We start from the raw sequence: 20,979 nt of genomic DNA, 5'->3' as shown, positions 1-20,979 counted from the left end.
CTCCTTTTAATCAAGTGTTGCGACCCTAAATACTTCTTCTGTCGTGGTAATCCCTTGAGCGACTTTTTCCATACCATCCTGGAGAAGAGTTTTCATACCAGCTGTTTTCATGTACCGCATAATTTCACGCTGGCTCTTTCCTTCCATTACCATTGAACGAATATCATCATCTACTTCCAAAACTTCGTGAACTGCTAACCGACCACGATATCCTGTATTGTTACACGCAGGACAACCTACCCCTCTAACGACTTCATGAATTTCGATACCATTCTCACTAAATAATTCTTTCTCTCGAGTAGATACAGGTTCCTTCACAGCACAGTCTCGACACACACGGCGGACGAGTCGCTGTGAAATAACTCCTACGAGTGAAGAAGCAATTAGAAACTGTTCAATACCCATATCACGCAAACGAGAGACTGACTCAACAGCAGAATTTGTATGAAGGGTACTTAATACTAAGTGTCCTGTTAGAGAAGCCCGAACAGCAATTTGTGCCGTTTCTAAATCTCGAATTTCCCCAATCATGACGATATCTGGATCTTGCCGTAGAATCGAACGAAGTCCTGCCGCAAATGTTAGCCCGACCTCTTCTTTTACTTGAATCTGATTGATACCTTCTAATTGATACTCGACTGGATCTTCAACTGTTATGATGTTCACTTCATCTTCATTTAATCGATTTAGACCAGCATATAAAGTCGAGGATTTCCCTGATCCAGTTGGGCCGGTAATCAAGACGATCCCGTTTGGACGCTTCAACATTTTCTTAAAACATTTTAAGTTGTCGTCACTAAAGCCCAGCTTACTAATATCATTAATCGCATTTGTCAGATCAAGTACCCGCATTACAACTTTTTCACCGTAAATAGTTGGTAAAGTGGAAACTCGGATATCGACAGGTTTCATGTTGATATTTTGCTTGATCCGACCATCTTGGGGAATACGATGCTCAGTGATATTTAAATTCGCCATAATTTTAATACGTGCCAATATAACGTTTTGAATATATTTAGGTAAGGCTCGTTCTAAGTGAAGCACCCCATCAATACGATAACGAACCCGGAAATCCGTTTCTTGTGGATCAAAGTGGATATCTGATGCCCGTTGTGTAACGGCGTTACCTATCAGTTGATTTACTAAGTTAACGATTGGTGAGTCTAAATCCATGATTTGATTCTCGTCATCAATGTCTTGGGGAATAATGTCTTGCAGTGACATATCCATTGTTTCTTTCAAGTCGTAAAATTTCGTGAGCATCCGTAATAGATCATATTTCGCTGCAATTGCTGGTTCAATTTGAAGACCTGTAGACATCCTGACCTCTTCAATTGCAAAATAATCCATTGGATCCGACATCGCGAGTAGCAATTTATTTCGTTCCCTTTTAATCGGTAAAACGAGTAATCGTTTTGCTAATTCTTTTGGAACCAAAGCCGTCAGTTCAGGATCTATCGGATACTGTGTTAGGTTCACGTGAGGAATACCGAGTTGCATCTCCAAAACTTCGATTAATTGTTGTTCAGTAATAAGGTTCTCACGAATGAAGTAATCTCCAAGCTTTTCAGTTGGCAACTTATTTTGAAGTCCATATTCAAGCTGTTCATGAGTAATCATGCCAGCATCGACAAGCATATCACCTAAACGTTTTCGTGAATTTACCCGCATCGTGAGCACCCCTTTCTAATTAATTTTATTTCCACCTTTATCATAGCCATTATTCGACCCGTCTCCTGATAAACCTCCATTAGAATTCGATCCGTCTGAAGAACTTCCTCCAGAACCAACTCCATTGTTACTCGTGTTATCCCCGGTAGTTCCACCCTGAGAAGTACCCCCTCCATCACCTGACCCGGATCGAGCCGTTCCATCCGTTGGAGTATCAGTTCCAGGTGTCGTTCCATCTGTTCCTATTGATCCATCCCCCGTTGTTTGACCATCTGTAGGTGTCACTACCACTTCCGGGGGTAGTTGTGACGAAACTTCATAAACATTATGTACAGGTGGATAATAATCCCGCGCGACAACTTCTTGCGTTTCAAATGATCCAGTTGATGATGAGATAGTCCGATATGTAGTTACCCGCCATCCACTTCTACCCGTTTCAATTTTCCGCTCAGCCCCATAACTTAAATCCGCCACGAGTCGTTCAATTCGCTTTGGTTCTATCTCTTCTCTTGAACCTACCTCGTATCGAGCGTTGGAGTCGGGTGCAAGTGTATAAAATTCTACTAAGAAAACCCCTGCATTATGAATTACATTAATCGTTACCGGCGAATCAAACGTATTTTTAAACTTAAAATCTCGAACAAGTTTTTCACTAATCATCGCCTCTAAGCCTAGAGTCGTATAATTTGGGACAATTCCTTGTGAGTGACGTTCTAAAATCTCGAATTCTGACTGTAAAACAGCGATATAGAACATAGATGCGACAAAATTCGCCGTCTCTTCACTAATAGGCGCTGCAGCTCCATTTAATATAGTTAGTAATGAAAATTCTTCTTGAGGTTGCAAAGTGTGATCATTTAATAGTTCGCTGACTGTTAGAAGCTCCGCTGCAGATAACCCTGTTTGTACATGAACAAATGAAAAACGTTCCATATCCGATGTCGAAATATTACTTGCTACTAATTGGATAGGTTCATCACTTAATACACTTGCTTTCAAATGTAGTTCATTACTCGATTGCACCATATCTATGGAAGGATCTAGATCAAGAGCCTCTGTGAGACGATCACTTATCGTTACAACAAGTGGTTGATGTACTTCTTGTTTTCTCTTCCAAAACGCGTACCATGGTACATCTGCTTTATCAAGAAACTGCTGGACTGAACTCTCTATATTAAATTGAAAATCATTTGGCGTAACTTCAAGATTGGGATGATTTGCATTCAATTGAACAGATGCCGAATCGCTCCAAATCGCAACTTCATTTGTAATAAAGCTAGATAATTCTTGTTTATCTAAACTAGGAGCAACCTCTCCACCAAGCGTGTGAAGAAATTCGTCTGCAGCAACAAATGGAGATAATAATAGTAATGCAAGTAGTATGGTCAGTAAATATTTAAATGATTTCATACTATTTCCTCACCCTTTGTTGGAATATTGACTAACTATTTTTATAGTCGAAAAATCATATATTCATTATCTTTATCATCATTGTAACGTTATTTCTATTACATTGAATATGTCTTTTGGTGGAATATATGAAATTTATGCAACAGAATCTTCCTTTGTTTCATTCTTTTGATACGTTTGATATGATGAAAGTATAAAGTGATTTGAACGGGGGTGCAATAGATGTTAAGAAATTTTCTGAATTCGAGAGGATTTACGTTAGTAGAAGTTTTAGCATCTGTTGTACTGCTAGCAGTAGTTATTACCTTATCGCTAAGTATCTTTCCAAATATGTTTCGAACAAACGATGTGAATGAGCAAAGTTTAGATGCTGTTGCGGTGGCGAAGGATGTATTGGTTAAAGCAAAAAGTTCTTATTATGAGACAAGTGGATATGAAGTAAGAGTTGCAGGACCTAATGAAATGTTTCGAGGAGTTGAAATACCCCAAGATCATTTATACATCATCGATTCTTCCTATTCACCACTTACCGCTTTGATTATAGTCGATAATCAATTTGTTGATGGATTGAATTTGTTTGAAACGACTATTCATATTTATAAAGATGATACAATACGTGCAACCAATTATGGCTATTTAGTGGAGGGCAATCTCAATGAACTCGTCTATCCATAATCAAAAAGGAATAACATTAGTAGAAATTTTAGCAGCCATCGTAATCGTAAGCTTTTTAACAGTTATTATCTGGCGATTCTTCTTTCAAACAATTGATTATAATACTTACGCTGTTACTGAACAAACGTTGCAACAAGAAGCAAATGTAATTTTGGCGAAATTGCAAGCCGAGCATACAAAAAACACAATTCACGCTCTCACCATTGAAAATGGTGCATTAACAATTTATAAAGGTGGTTCTTGTTCAAAAGAAACGATTTCCAAACGTAATGGAATCACATACAGTTTAGTTGATTCAGCGCCACATCAACTCATATCTCCTTGTAATAGGACGCTTAATGGTCTAATTTCTAATTCAATTGGTAATAACAGAATTAATATGGAAGTTAAAATTGATCTGTCTAGTGCGTTTAAAGATATTGAGACAATTAACTATACTTTAAGTACTCGTCTCTCAAAACTAACAGCAAACTAAAGGAACTCAAGATGAGGTCTTTTTTAGAAGGATGATTTGTTGTAATTTAAAATTTTACCTAAATAAGTCACCCTTTTTTAACGGTGGCAAGTGCCGCTTAATTAATGGAATAAGTGAGGATATCTATTCGAAGATTGGCAAGTTTTGTCGAAGCCTGTATACTTATTTTAGGTTAGATTTTCTGGGAGGCCAATTCATATGAAGTACATTACATCAAATCGTGGTTATACACTGCTCATCACTCTTGTTCTAGTCGTTTTACTTATTATGATAACGACTACGTTTACAATGGCTTCTATGAATCAGGCGAAGCAGGTAGTTAAAACAGATAATCAAATAGTTTCAGGTGCGTATTCAGAAATGGGAGTTGAATATAGTAAAGAAACTTATCAGAGTTTTTTTTTAAAAACACAAAATGAACTATATAACTTAGTAAGAGTGAACGAAAGTTGGACAAACCAGCAGTTTAACCAAGCAATTATCAATTCCAAGTTATCACTATTACAGTCATTCACTAAAACTCTTTACAATAAATTCAATCGAGTAAATAATCCAATAGAAATACAAATTTTCAACTTTTCAACTAATAAATTTGAAAAAATTGCTACCGTAAATTATATTAATTCTACTAATATGATTTCATATGTGAATAATAATCAGTTTATTATACGAAGTCTCGGTAAAGAGCAAGCAACTCAGAAATCAATTGATATTACTTTTACTTTACCCATGAATTTCGGCGTCACTAGAACACCAGAGACAAGTAAAGTAACTTCGGATTCCGTATTAAATAAATTTTTTAATACTTTTTGTATTGAACAAAACAAATGTGTAGAAAGTCGATTGAAAGGTAATAGTGGAAACGACTCAATCACAAACGACATATTTGCTAAAGGCACTATACAAATAGCTAAAATACAAAATTTCACTACCCCGGCTTATACATTATATTCTAATGACACCATTGAACTTAAAGCAAACCAGATTAGATTGAATAATTTCATGTTGATAACTGATGATTTATTTTTTAACTTCCCTGCTTCTGCTAGCGGAAAATTAGAAATAAAGAATTCCACAATTATTGTTAATAAGTTAGCTTTCAACAACAAAGTAAATGCTAGAAATGTTGAATTAGAAAACACTAAAATTTGTTTTCTTTCTCCTCCAACAAACGAACAGTTAGAAAAACTTGATTGGAAATCTCCAACATCCCCAAATTATATAGTACTATCAATCTCAAACCTGAACCAGTTTAAAACAGATTGCAAAATTAATATAGATTTATCAGTTTCAAACAATTCATTTTCTACTACTAAATTAGAAATTACGAAATTAATTGAAAATATTCAATATCAATAAAAACGCGACCATAACGGCCGCGTTTTTTATTTCAAATACTCCGCCACCTTATTCCTACCCGCCTGCTTCGCGCCAATGTATAAAGCGCGATCCGCGTTGCGTAATAAGGACATCGTTTCATCCGTATCCTCTGGCGCGCTTGAAACGCCTATAGAGACCGTGATGTAGATGATTTCGTCCAAACGGTTTTTCGTTAAATCCGAATCCACTAAGAATGGATGGATTTCCACGGTTTGACGAACTTTTTCGCCAATCTTCGTCGCCTCTTCTTTTGTATACTGAGGTAATATGATGACAAACTCTTCTCCCCCATACCTTGCGACTACTGCATCCTCCGGAACATTCTTCTGTATTAACTTTGCAAAGTCTTTTAGTACGATATTTCCAGCATGATGTCCATACCGATCATTGATTTGTTTGAAGTGATCAATATCTAACATCAATGCGGACAAAATGAGGTGCGGATTCGAATTCAAACGATTCTGTTCGATTTCTAGTGTTTTATTCAGGAATCGATAATTATGCAGCCCGGTTAAGGCACATGTCTCGCTCTTCTCCACTGCTGCATTGACATACTTTGCTTTCTCAAGTGATACGGCAAAATACGTGGCCAGTAAGTGAACGATATCAAGCTGGAACTTTTCGAAGGCATACTTTTTCCTTGCCGTAAGTATGATCAATCCTTCTGTCTTTTTATTCCGATGGACCGGAACAATTAGCAAACTGTTCATGTCGTTCTTTAAAAAGTCAGGAGCTTCATGGACCCACTCACTCGATTTGACATAACACTGTTTCTCAGAATACGTGAAATAGTAATGAATAAATGAGTTCTTAATCGTATCCGATGGAACGTCAATGCGCATTTCATGTCCATCCTCTAATGCACGCATCACAACATAATTGCCTTTTAAGTTATCGATAATATAGATGTTATCCGCCGGAAGTAAATTCTTCAAGTGCTCTAAGAACATGTTCACGATTTGTTCCACACTTAATCGATCCGCTAATTCATGGCCGAACGCACTCGCTTTAGCAAGTGCAATATTCGCTCGTTCAGCCGTGTTGTACATACGCATCACATATGTAATAAGTAGAAATGGTATACCCAGTAGTGGAAATGCAAGCCACCCCATGGTTAGCTGAAGGACATATAACGCAACCGCAAACGGTAAGGTAACTAATCCGGCTGCGTAATCCCACAGAGCATCGCGGCTGAAAAATTTTTCCTTCTGACCGAGGATACGCTCTCTACTGTATAAAATGACATGATTACTTAACAAACTCACAAACATGAATATCGTTGCACCCAGGAGAATTTGAATCGTATCCATAGAGCCGATCTGATATCCCGCGATATGCGCAGCACTGGCGGACAAGAAAGAGACCATAATAAACATCCATGAGCTGAAAATGAGTCGGTACGGTAAATCTTGTAAGAAGAGTACTCGGAATATCATTGGAAGTATAGAAAGTTGAACAAGAATCATCTCAACGCCAGCACCATAAGCTAAGAATGCCGCTACAGTTACCCATTGTGAGAAAAAAATCGTTACATTTCCAATATAAATTGGGATGGCTGTGGTAGCAATGGCCAATAGGACCATCAACATGAAGATACTCCAGTCGATAGGTTGACTAGGGTAGTAGTAGTAAAGGAAGATCGACATCGGTAGTGCAGTAAATACCCACAGCAGAATAATATTCAGTTTGGTTCGTTTACTAAACTTCACAATGGTCCTCCTTCCAGTTATTTGGTTTTCTGACAAATCAAATTATAGCACTCTTTTACTATACTTCACTAAGGCACTAAATCCTGTTTTTCAATTTCCATTCACTTAAAAAATACAAAGAACCGGTTATAAAAGACCTATAATTATCGTTGTTTAATAAATTTATATCTATTTCTGAAATATGTTTACAAGAAACATTTTGAATTCGACATAATTCGACTAGTCTATTTGACTTAAGTGCGCGTTCATATGAAAAATCGACAAATGTGAACTTGTTCGCCACTGTTTCATAAGTCCGTAACACCTCTTCAAAATCTTTATCCTTTAAGATTCCCATAACGAAATGGATTTTTTCATTAGAAAACTGAGCTTGGATAGTTTCTACAAGCGCCTTTGCAGCAGCAGGATTATGTGCACCATCCAAGTAAATATTTTCAGTGATTTTCTCCATACGGAAAGGGATGAATGCTTTTTTAAGACCTGATCTAAGAAGTGTATCATCTAACTGAAGATATTGACTTAAAGCTGTGGAAGCTAAAGTGGCGTTCATACGTTGATGTTCACCTAGTAAGGAGAGCTCGATATCTTCCGTTAAGGGTCTCATGCGGAAGAGTCGCGCGTTTTTCATATCCGCCTCTCGCTCAAACGGGGGTAAATAGATATCTTCCGGTAAGAATACGTCACTATCTTGCTTTAGGATGCCTGCCTTATGTTCCCCTATTTCTTCGAGCGACTCACCCAGGAAGTTTGTATGTTCGATTGCTAGACTCGTGATGATTGCAATGCTTTGAGGAATCACGTTCGTGCTATCGTATCTTCCCCCCATACCGGTTTCAATCAACCAGATTTCAACATTGGACTCGTTAAAGATAAGAAAAGCACAGATGGTTAAGAGTTCGAAGTCTGTTAAGGAATCAGCATCTTTCGTCTCAGCTATTCGTCTCATGGCGGAATCGAGTTGCACTTCTGTGGCGTTTTGACCATTGATAGTGATTTGATCATGTACGTCTAATATGGCAGGCGATTGGAATGCACCATACGTGACACCGTGTGATTCACAAATGGCCTTCATAAATGCTATCGTGGAGCCTTTGCCGTTAGTACCCGCAACATGCACAATTTTGTCGTGCTGTTCAGGGTTTCCGAGTTCAGCCAAGACTCGTTCCATGCGCTCGAGTCCTGGCTCAATTACAGAACGACTACCAATCCCCCACTTTTCCTTATATGCATCCAATCCTGGAATTTGCATTATGTATGTCCCCCTTAGATTCACAAAAAGCTCGGCTTCTAAATTCACTTTAGAAAGTCGAGTTAATTCATAATATAGCAACATGATGAGAAAAAATCTCCGATGAGCAATAAGTGAATGAATCTCCACAAAACCGAAGACTTCTAGAAGGTCAGAGTGTTCCGGAGACCCCACAGTCGAGGCTAAAGTGCAAGCTTTGGTATGCCACGAGGAGGCTCCGGGAGGCTCCCTCAGAAAAGCGAAGGTTTTGTGGGGATTCATAATGAATAAATTAAAACTCCATCGTTAACAGGTGTTCCCGCACTTCGCTCATAAAGTAAAGAGATCCTGTAATGACCAGGACTTCGGTATCTTTATGAGTTTCATGGAATTGATTAATGACTTGTTTCCAGTCGTCGACAGCAGATTTTTCTGTGTGTGACGAGTACTCGATCAACGTGTCTATTGGTGTAGCTCCACTATGTTGGAAGCTAGTGAACGTAATGTCAGTTGCGACTTGATCGACCATGGCGACGCTGGATGCGTTGTCTTTTTCTTCGAGTGCTGCATATAGGAAATGATAGTTATACTCTGGGTACACGGCAGCTAATGTTTGGAGCAACATCGTCATCCCTTCCGGATTGTGCGCACCATCAATCACGATGTGTTCGCCGAATCTTTCAAAACGGCCTGCCCACTTCGCTTTTTTAAGTCCTGCATATATAGCTTCCGTATGAATGTCAAAATGAGATTGTAAAGTTAGAACAGCTGTAACTGCCAGTCCTGCATTTTCTGCTTGGTGAATTCCGAACATGGAGAGCTCGATATTTTCGTAGCGGTCTTCACCAATTTCCAAATCAAAAAGTTGATATCCATTTTCAAGTCGAACATTGGATACTTTCATGTGATCTTCGAGTTGCTGAAGTGGTGCCTTTTTTTCAGCTGCCGTTTCGCGAATAACAAGCTGGGCTTCCGGATTTTTCACGCTCGATACAACCGGAACTCCTTGTTTAATGATTCCTGCTTTTTCAGAAGCTATTTCTTGAATCGTCTCCCCTAACACATCGGTGTGGTCGTAGGAAACGGTCGTAATGACAGAAACGAGTGGTGTGATGACATTTGTTGAATCGCGTCGTCCACCTATTCCGGACTCCATCAACGCTACATCGACTTGTTGTTCGTCAAAGTACAGGTACGAGATGATGGCCATCATGCCGAAAAACGTGGGATATTTGTTATACTTTTTCTCAGAAATCTCAATAATCGTATTAAAGTGATTGAGCAATGTGTCTTCATCAATCGGTTGTCCGTTGACGATGATGCGCTCGTTGACGTGATGGATGTGCGGAGACGTGAAGACGCCGACTTTCAAGTTATGTTCTTTTAGGATGGAATGGATGGCATTGAGTGTTGAGCCCTTTCCATTAGATCCAGCTAGGTGAATGGTTTTAATGTTGTTCTGAGGGTTTCCTAAATCATGTAATATGTCAGCCACCAGGTCGAGTGGCGTTTGTTTGTAGTTTTCATTGCGGATGGAAAATACGAATTTAAGACAGTCCTTTAGATTGGTATACATAGCGTGTCTCCTCTTAGTTCCGAGTAATGTTTCGTGTGTCGTAAAAGTACAAATTCAGTATAGCAATCTTGAGGGTCGATGTCTTTTATTTCTTTCCGGGTTACCCAAAGCTTGCGCTTTGTACCCCCGTAGGGGTCAGTTGAGCCACTCTAAAGCCTCTAGAAGTCTTCGGTTTTAGCTCACTTTCTTTGATACAATCACCACATTAGATAACAACCTACATTAACCATGTTCAACGAAGGATGCTAAACGTGACCGTCGGAGTCTATTAATCCGTCGGTCACTCCATACGAATACTGGCCATTCATTACAAAACCCCTACTCTCTTCCGAGAATAGGGGTCAAGATGTATTACAAGTTCTTCAATTCTTCTAAACGCTTGATCACTGTATCACGCTTCTCAAGATAATCCGCTTCTTTCGCGCGTTCTTCGGCGACAACCGCTTCAGGTGCTTTGGAGACAAAGCGTTCGTTTGAGAGCTTGCCTTGAACGAGCTTCACTTCTTTCTCCCACTTCGCAAGTTCTTTTTCAAGACGCGCAAGTTCTGCGTCGATGTCGATCAAACCTTGAAGTGGTAAGAACAGTTCTGCTCCTGTTACAACCGCAGACATGGCCTTTTCGGGCGCGTCAAGACGCAAACCGATGTCAAGCGTTTCCGGGTTACAGAACTTCTCGATGTAGGCAGCGTTGTTCTCAAGTGTGGCAAGTGACTTCTCGTCTTTCGCAGATAGAATCAACGGTACTTTTTTGCTCATCGGTGTTTGTACTTCAGCACGTATCGTGCGGACAGAGCGAATGATTTCAGAGAGAAGTTTCATTTCTTCTGCTTGCTCTGGGAAGTTCAAGTCGTTGCGTACTTCTGGCCAAGCAGCTGTGACGATCGAGTCACCTTCTGTCGGCAGGTTCTGCCAGATTTCTTCCGTGATGAACGGCATGAATGGGTGAAGTAGGCGCATCGTCTGGTCCAGTACGTAGGCAAGCACAGAACGCGTCATTTTCTTCGCTTCTTCGTCTTCTCCGTAAAGGGGAAGTTTCGCCATCTCGATGTACCAGTCACAGAAATCATCCCAGATGAAATTGTAAAGAGCACGGCCTACTTCTCCGAACTCGTAGCGGTCAGATAGACGCGTCACTGTTTCAATTGTTTCGTTAAGGCGCGTTAAGATCCACGCATCTGCCACTGATTTCTTGCCATCTAAGTTAATTTCCTCGTATTTTAGACCGTCCATATTCATCAATGCGAATCGAGAAGCGTTCCAAATCTTATTCGCAAAGTTCCAAACGGCTTCTACTTTTTCGGTTGAGTAGCGAAGGTCTTGTCCTGGTGACGAGCCTGTTGATAAGAAATAACGTAAAGAATCCGCCCCGTACTGCGCAATAACATCCATTGGGTCGACCCCGTTACCGAGAGACTTCGACATCTTCCGGCCTTCCGCGTCACGCACGAGACCATGGATCAGTACATCTCTGAATGGGCGTTGTCCAGTGAACTCGACACCTTGGAAGATCATACGAGATACCCAGAAGGCAATGATGTCATACCCGGTAACGAGTGTATCTGTCGGATAGTATTTCTTCAATTCTTCGTTATCCGCATCTGGCCAGCCCATTGTAGAGAACGGCCATAGTGCAGAAGAGAACCACGTATCCAGAACGTCTTCTTCTTGACGCCAGTTTTCACTATCTGCTGGTGCCTCGTGCCCTACAAATACTTCGCCAGTTTCATTGTGGTACCAAGCCGGAATTCGGTGACCCCACCATAACTGACGAGAGATACACCAGTCGTGCAAGTTTTCCATCCAGCGCATATAGGTATTCTCAAAACGGTCTGGAACGAAGTTGACTTTGCCCTCTGTGCCTTGGATCGCCATCGCTTGCTCGGCAAGTGGCTTCATTTTTACGAACCATTGCGTCGATAGATACGGCTCTACAACTGCTCCGCTTCGCTCCGAGTGACCTACCGAGTGAACATGTGTTTCAATCTTAAACAGGACACCCATGTCTTGTAGATCTTTGACAACTTGCTTACGGCACTCGAAACGGTCGAGCCCGTCATACTTGCCGGCGTTGCCATTCATCGAACCGTCTTCGTTCATGACAAGAACACGTTCTAGGTTATGACGGTTTCCGATTTCGAAGTCGTTCGGGTCATGGGCTGGCGTAATCTTAACAGCCCCACTCCCGAATTCCATATCGACATAATCGTCTGCTACAATCGGAATCTCGCGCCCGACAATTGGTAACGTTACGGTTTTTCCGATCAAGTGCTTGTAGCGCTCGTCTTCTGGGTGAACTGCAACCGCGGTATCGCCAAGCATTGTTTCCGGACGCGTCGTTGCAACATCAATCGCCCCGGTTCCATCTGTCAACGGGTAATGCATATGATAGAAGGCACCCTCAATTTCTTTGTGAATGACTTCGATATCGGATAACGCGGTTTTCGTAGCTGGGTCCCAGTTAATGATGTACTCGCCACGATAGATCAAGCCTTTTTCGTAAAGCTTTACGAAGACTTCGCGAACGGCATGAGACAGACCTTCATCTAAAGTGAAACGCTCGCGGGAATAATCAAGTCCAAGGCCTAGTTTTGCCCATTGTGAGCGGATATGGCCTGCGTACTCCTCTTTCCATTTCCATGTCTCTTCCACAAAAGCTTCGCGACCAAGATCATAACGTGTCTTGCCTTCAGAGTGCAGTTTTTCTTCTACTTTTGCTTGCGTTGCAATTCCGGCGTGGTCCATTCCTGGAAGCCATAGCGCGTCATAGCCTTGCATACGTTTCATACGCGTGATGATGTCTTGTAACGTTGTATCCCACGCATGACCTAGGTGAAGTTTTCCTGTCACGTTGGGTGGTGGAATTACGATGGTATACGGTTTTTTGTCACTTTCCGGATGAGCTTCGAAGTATTTTCCTTCAAGCCACCAGTCATAACGGCCTTGTTCGATCGATTGCGGATCGTACTTGGTTGGCATTTCGATTTCTTTTGTCATGTAAGTCACTCCTTTTTTGTAGATTGAAGAGGAGCAGAACACAAAAAATCCCCGTCCTTAAAAAAGGACGAGGAATGATCGCGGTACCACCTTTATTCATGCCTACCTAAATAGACATGCTCTTCAATCGGTAACGGCTTCACGCCGGCTGTCATTACTCAATGTTCACGACAGCTGCTCCCGGGCTACCTTCAACAATTCTCATCAAAGACCTTTCACCAAGTGGCCTTCTCTCTACAGATCAGGGGATTGTCTACTCTTCCCGTTCGTTGCATTTGGTTATGTGTTCTTATTGTAAGCAATCCGCTGCAAGACGTCAAGCTGTCGAAAGGAGGTGATTCTAATGAAACGGCGCTACAACCCGCACTACTTGCCCGAATGGATTCGCAAGCCGCGGTTCTATTGCAAAGCCATCTGCATTCCGATTACCTGCTTCCAGCTCGTCCGCGTACTTATCGTTCCAACCACCGGCGACTTTTTGTTACTACTTTTCCTTGTAGCACTCAGTTTTATGTTCTACCATGATGTGATTTAAGTGGAATTCGGATTGTCGTGTACGTATCTTTCCATTTGGGAAGTTGATCTGGGTGCACGGCTTCCACTTCCGGAACTTCAATCGTAGATTCCTGCCACGCTTCAATAGCGTCTTCAATTTCGTAATACGCCGACGTGGATTCTACAGCGGCTTCTGCTTCCTCATACGCGACAGATGCTTGCCATGAACAGTGGATACATCCCGAATCATAGTCCGCATCATGACTGATGAGTTCAAAGGACGGTTGCGAATTATTCGCCACTTTATCGATGTCCACATAGACGTGGAACGGTAAAGCGTATTCGAAATAGGCAGTTGTATTCTCGCGGTCGACGTCATCAATTTGTGTCACGGACGCGTCAAAATCGCCGTTCTCTTCCCTCTCATCTTGAATCTCTGCTCGTACCATCAATTTATAAAGTCCCTTTAACTCCCACTGTCCATCTACTTGTTTCCAGGTGAAGAGCGGTTGGATGTTGAATTCTTCCACTCCATGAAATGCACCAAGTGCAGGTTCCAGTGCAAACGATTGTTGTTCTGTCCAAGTTTTCTTCATGACATCCCTCCTGCCAAAGCATATGCTCGTAGGAAACAAACAAGACCTGCTCTCCTATCGATAGTGAGATCAGGTCTTTGTCATGTATTATTTCTTCAACTGCTCAAATGCCTTACGGAACGCTTCAATTGTTTGATCGATGTGCTCTTCCGTGTGTGCGGTCGATAAGAACAATCCTTCAAACTGAGACGGTGGCAAGTAGACGCCTTGCTCGGCCATGAGTTTGTAAACATCTGCAAACAATGCGAGGTCAGATGTTTTCGCCTTGTCATAGTTAATTACTTCTTCATTGGTGAAGAAGAAGCCGATCATCGAGCCTGCACGGTTCACGGTGTGCGGGATATCAAATTCCGACGCAACGCGACGGAAACCTTCTTCAAGACGGTCGCCAAGCTTTTGGAAATGCTTGTAGCTTTCCGGTGTTAGTTGAGAAAGTGTTGCGTACCCTGCTGCCATCGCAAGTGGGTTCCCAGATAACGTACCTGCTTGGTAGACGGAACCTGCAGGTGCGATTTGCTCCATGATGTCACGGTGTCCACCGAATGCACCTACTGGTAGGCCGCCTCCGATAACTTTACCAAGACACGTAAGATCTGGCTTCACATTGTAGTAGCCTTGAGCACACCCATAATCGACGCGGAATCCGGTCATGACTTCATCAAAAATAAGAAGGGCACCGTGTTCAGAGGTGATCTCGCGTAGGCCTTCTAAGAATCCAGGTTGAGGTGGGACGACACCCATGTTTCCTGCCACTGGTTCTGTGATGATTGCTGCGATATCGTCTCCATATAATCGGAATGCTTCTTTCACGGCTTCTAAATCATTGAATGGCACCGCTAATGTGTTTTTCGCTACCGATTCCGGTACACCAGGTGAATCAGGGAGTCCAAGTGTCGCCACACCAGACCCTGCTTTGATCAACAAGCTGTCCCCATGTCCGTGGTAGCTGCCTTCAAACTTTAAAATCTTATTGCGGCCTGTGAAGCCTCGCGCTAAACGAAGTGCAGACATCGTCGCTTCTGTACCTGAAGATACCATACGAATCATTTCAATCGATGGCACGCGTTCCATTACAAGTTTCGCCATTTCGTTTTCAATCAGTGTGGATGCACCGAAACTTGAACCGAGCTCAGCCACACGTTGAATTTCTGAGACAACCTTTTCGTCCGTATGCCCTAAAATAAGAGGACCCCATGAAAGAACGTAGTCAATATAATCATTGCCATCGATGTCTGTGACGATAGCCCCTTTTCCTTTTTCCATGAAAATCGGTTCCATGTTTACAGACTTAAATGCACGTACGGGACTATTAACGCCACCTGGCATCAAGTCTTTCGCTTCGGTGAATGCTTCGTGTGATTTCGTGTACGATTTTGTCATTTACTTCTCCTCCAACCATTTCGCGACGTCTTTTGCGTGGTACGTCAAAATAAGATCCGCACCCGCACGTTTCATGCTTGTCATGGTTTCCATGACGACTGATTTCTCGTCAATCCAATCATTGATGGCAGCGGCTTTCACCATCGCATACTCACCGCTCACGTTATATGCGACAATCGGAAGATTATGCGCATTTCGCACGTCACGGATGATGTCTAAGTAGCTTAGTGCAGGCTTTACAATTAAGAAGTCTGCTCCTTCATCAACGTCCGATTGTGCTTCACGAAGTGCTTCTAAACGATTTGAATAATCCATTTGATACGTTTTACGGTCCCCAAACTTCGGTGCACCGTCCGCTGCTTCACGGAATGGCCCGTAGTAGCCAGATGCATATTTAACCGCATACGACATGATGGGAATATCGTGATACCCAGCGTCATCAAGAGCTTTTCGAATCACAGCAACGAATCCGTCCATCATGTTCGACGGAGCAATAATGTCCGCTCCCGCTTCTGCTTGACTCACAGCCGTTATCGCAAGGAGATTTAGTGAGTCATCATTGACGATACGCTCGTGCGCGTCAACTACACCACAGTGACCATGGCTTGTGTATTCACATAGGCATGTATCCGCAATGACGAGCAGTTCGGGATGACGCTCTTTCACTAAGCGGGTAGCTTCTTGAATGATGCCGTGGTTGTGGTAAGCACCACTTCCTACTTCATCTTTTTCAGCGGGAAGACCGAATAAGATGATGGATTGAATACCGAGTTTCACCACTTCATCAAGCTCTTCCCCTAGTCGATCGAGTGAAAACTGGTACACGCCCGGCATCGATGATACTTCCGTCTTACGGTTTTCTCCTTCTGCCACAAATAACGGGTAGATCAGATCTTCTTTGTGCAAATAGGTTTCTTTTACTAATGCGCGCATCGCTTCTGATGTTCGTAAGCGGCGGTGACGGGTAAATGTAGGTTGCATGGAAATCACTCCTTATATTGTAAGCGTTCGAGTAGTACATCTTCTAAAGTATAGCGTTCCGGCATGACATGAACCGGCAGTCCTGCTTCTTCAAGAGCCTGTTTCGTGACATGGCCAATCGCACAGACAATGGTGTCCGGGGCAATCTTGCCACCCGCTTCTTGAAACACCTTGACTCCGGAAGGGCTGGCAAAAACGAGGGTCGATTCCGGCTCATTCAAACATAACTTGTTGATTGCTTCTATATGCTCTGGCCTGTCTGTCGTTTTGTAGACAACCACAGCCGTGACTAAGGCATCCAGTCCCTCTTCAATCGTAGGTTTTGCGAGATTCCCCTTGCAAAAACCGACTCTACTTCCAGAAGGCTGGACCGCATTCCACTCCTCGACAAAGCGGTCTGCACTGAAAGTCGATGGGATGAAAGAAGCGGAGTAACCATACTCTTTTAAAGCTGTTGCCGTCTTCGTCCCAACAACTGCGAACTGATGCCAGAGTGGTTGTGTGACTTGTTGAAAAAAGGCATGTACCGCTGTTTGGCTTGTGAAAAGCAACCAGTCGCAAGCAAGCAGTTGCGAAATCCCTTCTTTCGTCATCTTAACTGGTTCTGTTTCAATCAACGGATAATGGACAGCACGAAATCCGGAAGCCTCGATTTTTTCAAGGAACTCCGGATCATGCAGTTGGTTCGTTAAAATGAAATTAGACATCGGCCTGTTCTTTGACGCGTTGAATGAGGTCGTAAGCCCCTTCTTTCGTCAAGATTTCAGCAATTTCTTGTCCGAGTTTAACGGCATCGGTGCCCGTACGTGTTTCTTTATAGACGACAGAAGCATCTGGTGCTGCCACAAGTCCTGTCATCGTGATTTCTTCACCATTAACAGTTGCGTGGCCCGCAATTGGCACTTGGCATCCGCCGTCCATAGCGGATAAGAATGCTCGCTCCGCTTCAACAGCAGTCCACGTACCCGCATCTGTCAATTTCGCAAGTGCATCAAGCAGTTCTTGGTCTTCTGAGCGACACTCAATAGCAAGAGCTCCTTGCCCTACAGCTGGAATGCACATATCGGTTTCTAAATATTCCGTTACCGTGTCATCGGACCATCCAAGACGCTTAAGTCCTGCAGCGGCTAAGATGATGGCATCGTACTCGCCTGCTTTTAATTTTGCTAACCGTGTATCGACGTTTCCGCGGATCCATTTAATTTCCACATCCGGACGTTGCAACAGAATCTGTGCACTACGACGTAAGCTGCTTGTTCCCACAACGGCTCCAACAGGCAGGTCAGCAAGTTTTACATGGTTGTTTGAGATAAGCGCATCACGCTCATCTACGCGTTCCGGAATACAGCCGATGACAAGACCTTCTGGCATTTCTGCTGGCATATCTTTCATGCTGTGTACAGCGAAATCGATTTCTTTATCATAAAGAGCTTGCTCGATTTCTTTCACGAATAATCCTTTACCACCGACTTTCGATAACGTCACATCGAGAATCTTATCACCTTTTGTAACGATTTCTTTGATTTCAAACTCGAACGGTGCTCCACTCTTCTTCAGTTGATCAATAAACCAGTTTGTCTGCCATAAAGCGAGTTTGCTTCGGCGAGATCCGACAATAATTTTGCGCATTTTGCTCCAACCTTTCTGCTACCATAAATGAAATTCGGAAAATGAACTTCCGAGGAAAAAATTAATTAATACAAACAAGAAGGCATAGACGTGAATCCACGCATAATTCGTCCCTACGATTTTCGCTCGTTCCCTGACGATGAAAACGAATAAGTAGAGGACGAGTAAAATAAACGATGTGACGATTTTAGCGTCTAGCCAGTTAAATTCTTCAATAGCAATATAGCCCCACTCCAAGCCTAACAATAAACTCACAAATAATAAAGGAATCCCTGCGATGATCGAATACGTCATCATTGATTCCGCTTGCGAGAGGGACGGAAGTCTTGAGAATGTCGCGTTCCATTTCTTCTCTTTTAGCATCCGGTGTAAGACGAGATACAAGATCGAGAACACAAACGAGACGGAAAATGCCACGTACGCTAGAATTGCGAATGTGATGTGAATAATGAGTAATTCACTTATCAGTGAATCCGTAACAGCCGTGTTTGCTCCTCGACCAAACGTGTGAATCACAAGAAAAATAAATCCGATACACGTGACGAGCAATGCGGGAATGTCTAACTTCCAGATGACTTGCAGTGCAATCGTTACTCCGAGAAGTAACCAAGCATAGAAGTAAAACCCCTCTTCGAGGGAAAGAATCGGAAAACGTCCGTCTCCAATGATGAGGTACAAGATGAGAAGCGTTTGAATGCTCCATCCAGTAGATAACAAGATCGTTCCGGTGCGGTTCATTCGTTCACTTTTCTTAAGAAAATCAATCACATAAAATACAAGGGCTGCCGCAATCATGATGACGATGACTTCTTGCAGCCGTAATACCCATAAGTCATTCATAGAAATCATCCTCTACTAGATGTCCAAAGAAAAAGGCATTTCTCTATCATCTATTATGCCATAAATAGATTTGAGAAACGCCTTTTGATTGCTTAATAAGAGTATTCTCCGCGAAGAGAGGTTTCCTCTACAACTTCAACCGATTTCGCTGCTTTAAGTTTTTGGCTTGCCAACTGCACTTCTTCTTGCACATCGTCTTCGATGCCAAAGATTTGTTGGAACAACGCCAATTGCTTCGCAGCTTCCGGACTTGTAGAAAGCTCTTTCGCCTGTAAGATCGGCTCTTTCAATAGCTGATTAATAATGGATTTTGTATGCTTGTTTAAAATTTTCTTTTCACGGTCTGTTAAATCTGGCATCTTGTTTTCAATCGATGCCATCGTCTCTTGTTGAATCGAGCTTGCTCTCTTACGAAGTGCCGAGATCACAGGAACGACCCCAAGCGTCGCAATCCAATCATTGAAAGCAACGATTTCACCTTCAATCATCTCTTCGATTTTAGAAGCTGCACGCTTACGTTCCGCAAGGTTTGCCTCGACGATTCCTTGTAAATCATCGATATCATATAAGAACACATTCGGAAGATCGCCGATTTTAGGATCAAGGTCACGTGGAACCGCGATATCGACCATAAAGAGTGGCTTACCTTTACGTAATTTATCCACAAACTGCATCAGTTGATAATCAATGACGTACGTCGAAGATCCTGTTGAACTGATCAAGATGTCTGCTTCGAGAAGCGTACATTGTAGCTCATCTAACGGTTTTGCTTGTCCATTGAACTTTTCTGCAAGGACTTCTGCTTTTTCAAATGTGCGATTGATAACAGTCACTTTGCCCGCTCCGGAACCATGAAGATTCTGAATGGCTAGTTCGCCCATCTTTCCTGCGCCTAAAATCACGATATGCTTGTTTTTGAGCGACCCAAAAATCTTTTTACCAAGTTCAACTGCTGCATACGAAACGGATACGGCATTTTCACCAATTGCTGTCTCGGCATGGGCACGTTTCGCGAACGTCACCGCTTGTTTGAACAGTTGATTGAAAACAGTCCCTGTTGTTCCGTGCTCTTGACCGGATAGGAAGCTCTTCTTCACTTGTCCTAAAATTTGTGTTTCCCCAAGAACCATCGAATCGATTCCTGCAGATACTTTGAACAAGTGCTTCTTTGCTTCGTCTTCTTCTTTAACGAAGACATAACGAGACAATTCATCGATGCTTAAGTCAAACCATGCAGCGAGGAATTGTTTGATATAGTATTTGCCCGTGTGTAACTGATCTACAGTTGCGTAGACTTCTGTACGGTTACACGTAGAGACAATCACGTTTTCTAATATGCTTTTTTGTTCCTGTAGCGCTTCCATTGCATTCGGCAGTTCCGCTTCAATAAACGACAACTTTTCCCGAATTTCAACAGGCGCTGTTCGGTAATTGACACCGACCACAAGTGTGTTCATTGCGTCATAGCTCCTTTATACGTCCATTTAACTAGTAATGAGTATACCATAGTGTGTACCCTTCATACGTTGGTATTTGTGAACACTGTATGAAAGAAACGATTGCTTGATAATCCACTTTAGAATGATTCTAAATAAATTATAGCAAAGACAAGGAGATTCGACAACGCATCGCCCTTTTACAGAGTATTCCCTCGATTCTGGGCGTGAAACATATGTGCGACACGGTTGGCGACACGGTTGGCGACACGGTTGGCGACACGGTTGGCGACACGGTCCGTCCCTGGGTCGCCGAGTAGGAAAGCGAGTAGGACGACGACACGGTCCGACCCTGGGTTGCCGAGTAGGACGACGACACGGTCCGACCCTGGGTCCCTGACTAGATAGACGATGAGCGTTACACAATGTAAAAAAATAGAGAATGAATCGACCCAAAACCGAAGGCTTTTAGAGAGTCAGAGTGCGTCGAAGCCCCTCCGGAGA

17 protein-coding genes and 1 other annotated feature are annotated in these 20,979 nt (G+C 42.6%); of the genes, 4 read left to right on the top strand and 13 right to left on the bottom strand.

The features are described 5' to 3' along the window. Nucleotides 1–6 precede the first annotated feature (6 nt). Both ACFO0S_RS13180 and ACFO0S_RS13175 read right to left on the bottom strand, forming a co-directional pair. Nucleotides 7–1,671 (bottom strand): GspE/PulE family protein, encoded by a 1,665-nt coding sequence (locus ACFO0S_RS13180; RefSeq protein ID WP_378142564.1) that lies wholly within the window; start codon nt 1,669–1,671, stop codon nt 7–9. 15 nt (nt 1,672–1,686) lie between these two features. After that, entirely contained in the window at nt 1,687–3,081 is a 1,395-nt protein-coding gene (locus tag ACFO0S_RS13175; RefSeq protein WP_378142563.1) for a VanW family protein, read from the bottom strand. Nucleotides 3,082–3,303: 222 nt separating this feature from the next. On the opposite strand from ACFO0S_RS13175, the gene ACFO0S_RS13170 reads away from it, so the two are divergent. From ACFO0S_RS13170 to ACFO0S_RS13160, 3 genes are all read left to right on the top strand, one after another. Then, entirely contained in the window at nt 3,304–3,756 is a 453-nt protein-coding gene (locus ACFO0S_RS13170; RefSeq protein ID WP_378142562.1) for a PulJ/GspJ family protein, read from the top strand. Next, a complete protein-coding gene (locus ACFO0S_RS13165; protein WP_378142561.1) occupies nt 3,737–4,231 on the top strand; it encodes a PulJ/GspJ family protein in 495 nt (164 codons plus the stop codon). Before ACFO0S_RS13170 ends, ACFO0S_RS13165 begins: the two co-directional genes overlap by 20 nt. A 198-nt stretch (nt 4,232–4,429) precedes the next feature. Further along, on the top strand, nt 4,430–5,590 hold the full coding sequence (locus ACFO0S_RS13160; protein WP_378142560.1) for a hypothetical protein: 1,161 nt from the start codon (nt 4,430–4,432) through the stop codon (nt 5,588–5,590). Nucleotides 5,591–5,616: 26 nt separating this feature from the next. On the opposite strand, the gene ACFO0S_RS13155 is transcribed toward ACFO0S_RS13160, so the two are convergent. From ACFO0S_RS13155 to ACFO0S_RS13140, 4 genes are all read right to left on the bottom strand, one after another. Further along, nucleotides 5,617–7,320, bottom strand: a complete 1,704-nt coding sequence (locus ACFO0S_RS13155; RefSeq protein ID WP_378142559.1) for a sensor domain-containing diguanylate cyclase — start codon at nt 7,318–7,320, stop codon at nt 5,617–5,619. A gap of 76 nt (nt 7,321–7,396) precedes the next feature. Then, nucleotides 7,397–8,569 carry a bifunctional folylpolyglutamate synthase/dihydrofolate synthase gene (locus ACFO0S_RS13150; protein WP_378142558.1) on the bottom strand — a complete coding sequence of 391 codons (1,173 nt, stop codon included), beginning with the start codon at nt 8,567–8,569 and terminating at the stop codon, nt 7,397–7,399. Nucleotides 8,570–8,840: 271 nt separating this feature from the next. Then, nucleotides 8,841–10,124, bottom strand: a complete 1,284-nt coding sequence (locus ACFO0S_RS13145) for a bifunctional folylpolyglutamate synthase/dihydrofolate synthase (protein WP_378142557.1) — start codon at nt 10,122–10,124, stop codon at nt 8,841–8,843. A 351-nt stretch (nt 10,125–10,475) separates the two neighbouring features. Next, nucleotides 10,476–13,118, bottom strand: coding sequence for a valine--tRNA ligase (locus ACFO0S_RS13140; protein ID WP_378142556.1), 2,643 nt, complete (start codon nt 13,116–13,118; stop codon nt 10,476–10,478). Nucleotides 13,119–13,178: 60 nt separating this feature from the next. Then, nucleotides 13,179–13,397 (bottom strand) — a binding site (T-box leader). 64 nt (nt 13,398–13,461) lie between these two features. Between ACFO0S_RS13140 and ACFO0S_RS13135 the strand changes: the two genes are divergently transcribed. After that, entirely contained in the window at nt 13,462–13,653 is a 192-nt protein-coding gene (locus tag ACFO0S_RS13135; protein WP_378142555.1) for a hypothetical protein, read from the top strand. Here the strand turns inward: ACFO0S_RS13135 and ACFO0S_RS13130 are convergent. From ACFO0S_RS13130 to hemA, 7 genes are all read right to left on the bottom strand, one after another. After that, complete coding sequence (locus tag ACFO0S_RS13130) at nt 13,628–14,209, bottom strand: hypothetical protein (RefSeq protein ID WP_378142554.1); 582 nt, start codon at nt 14,207–14,209, stop codon at nt 13,628–13,630. The genes ACFO0S_RS13135 and ACFO0S_RS13130 overlap by 26 nt on opposite strands. Nucleotides 14,210–14,296: 87 nt before the next feature. Continuing rightward, nucleotides 14,297–15,589 carry a glutamate-1-semialdehyde 2,1-aminomutase gene (gene hemL / locus ACFO0S_RS13125; protein ID WP_378142553.1) on the bottom strand — a complete coding sequence of 431 codons (1,293 nt, stop codon included), beginning with the start codon at nt 15,587–15,589 and terminating at the stop codon, nt 14,297–14,299. Beyond that, nucleotides 15,590–16,570 carry a porphobilinogen synthase gene (gene hemB / locus ACFO0S_RS13120; protein ID WP_378142552.1) on the bottom strand — a complete coding sequence of 327 codons (981 nt, stop codon included), beginning with the start codon at nt 16,568–16,570 and terminating at the stop codon, nt 15,590–15,592. 5 nt (nt 16,571–16,575) lie between these two features. Then, entirely contained in the window at nt 16,576–17,277 is a 702-nt protein-coding gene (locus ACFO0S_RS13115) for a uroporphyrinogen-III synthase (protein ID WP_378142551.1), read from the bottom strand. Next, nucleotides 17,270–18,199, bottom strand: coding sequence for a hydroxymethylbilane synthase (gene hemC, locus ACFO0S_RS13110; RefSeq protein ID WP_378142550.1), 930 nt, complete (start codon nt 18,197–18,199; stop codon nt 17,270–17,272). The genes ACFO0S_RS13115 and hemC overlap by 8 nt, the downstream gene beginning before the upstream one ends. A gap of 18 nt (nt 18,200–18,217) precedes the next feature. Continuing rightward, nucleotides 18,218–19,039 carry a cytochrome c biogenesis protein CcsA gene (ccsA, locus tag ACFO0S_RS13105; protein WP_378142549.1) on the bottom strand — a complete coding sequence of 274 codons (822 nt, stop codon included), beginning with the start codon at nt 19,037–19,039 and terminating at the stop codon, nt 18,218–18,220. A gap of 92 nt (nt 19,040–19,131) precedes the next feature. Continuing rightward, nucleotides 19,132–20,496, bottom strand: a complete 1,365-nt coding sequence (gene hemA, locus ACFO0S_RS13100) for a glutamyl-tRNA reductase (RefSeq protein WP_378142548.1) — start codon at nt 20,494–20,496, stop codon at nt 19,132–19,134. Between the last annotated feature and the right edge of the window lie 483 nt (nt 20,497–20,979).

This window comes from Chryseomicrobium palamuruense (assembly GCF_042649045.1).
Taxonomy (GTDB): domain Bacteria; phylum Bacillota; class Bacilli; order Bacillales_A; family Planococcaceae; genus Chryseomicrobium; species Chryseomicrobium palamuruense.
Note: the sequence above shows the minus strand (reverse complement) of the source record. Positions and strands in the feature narration are given on the sequence as shown.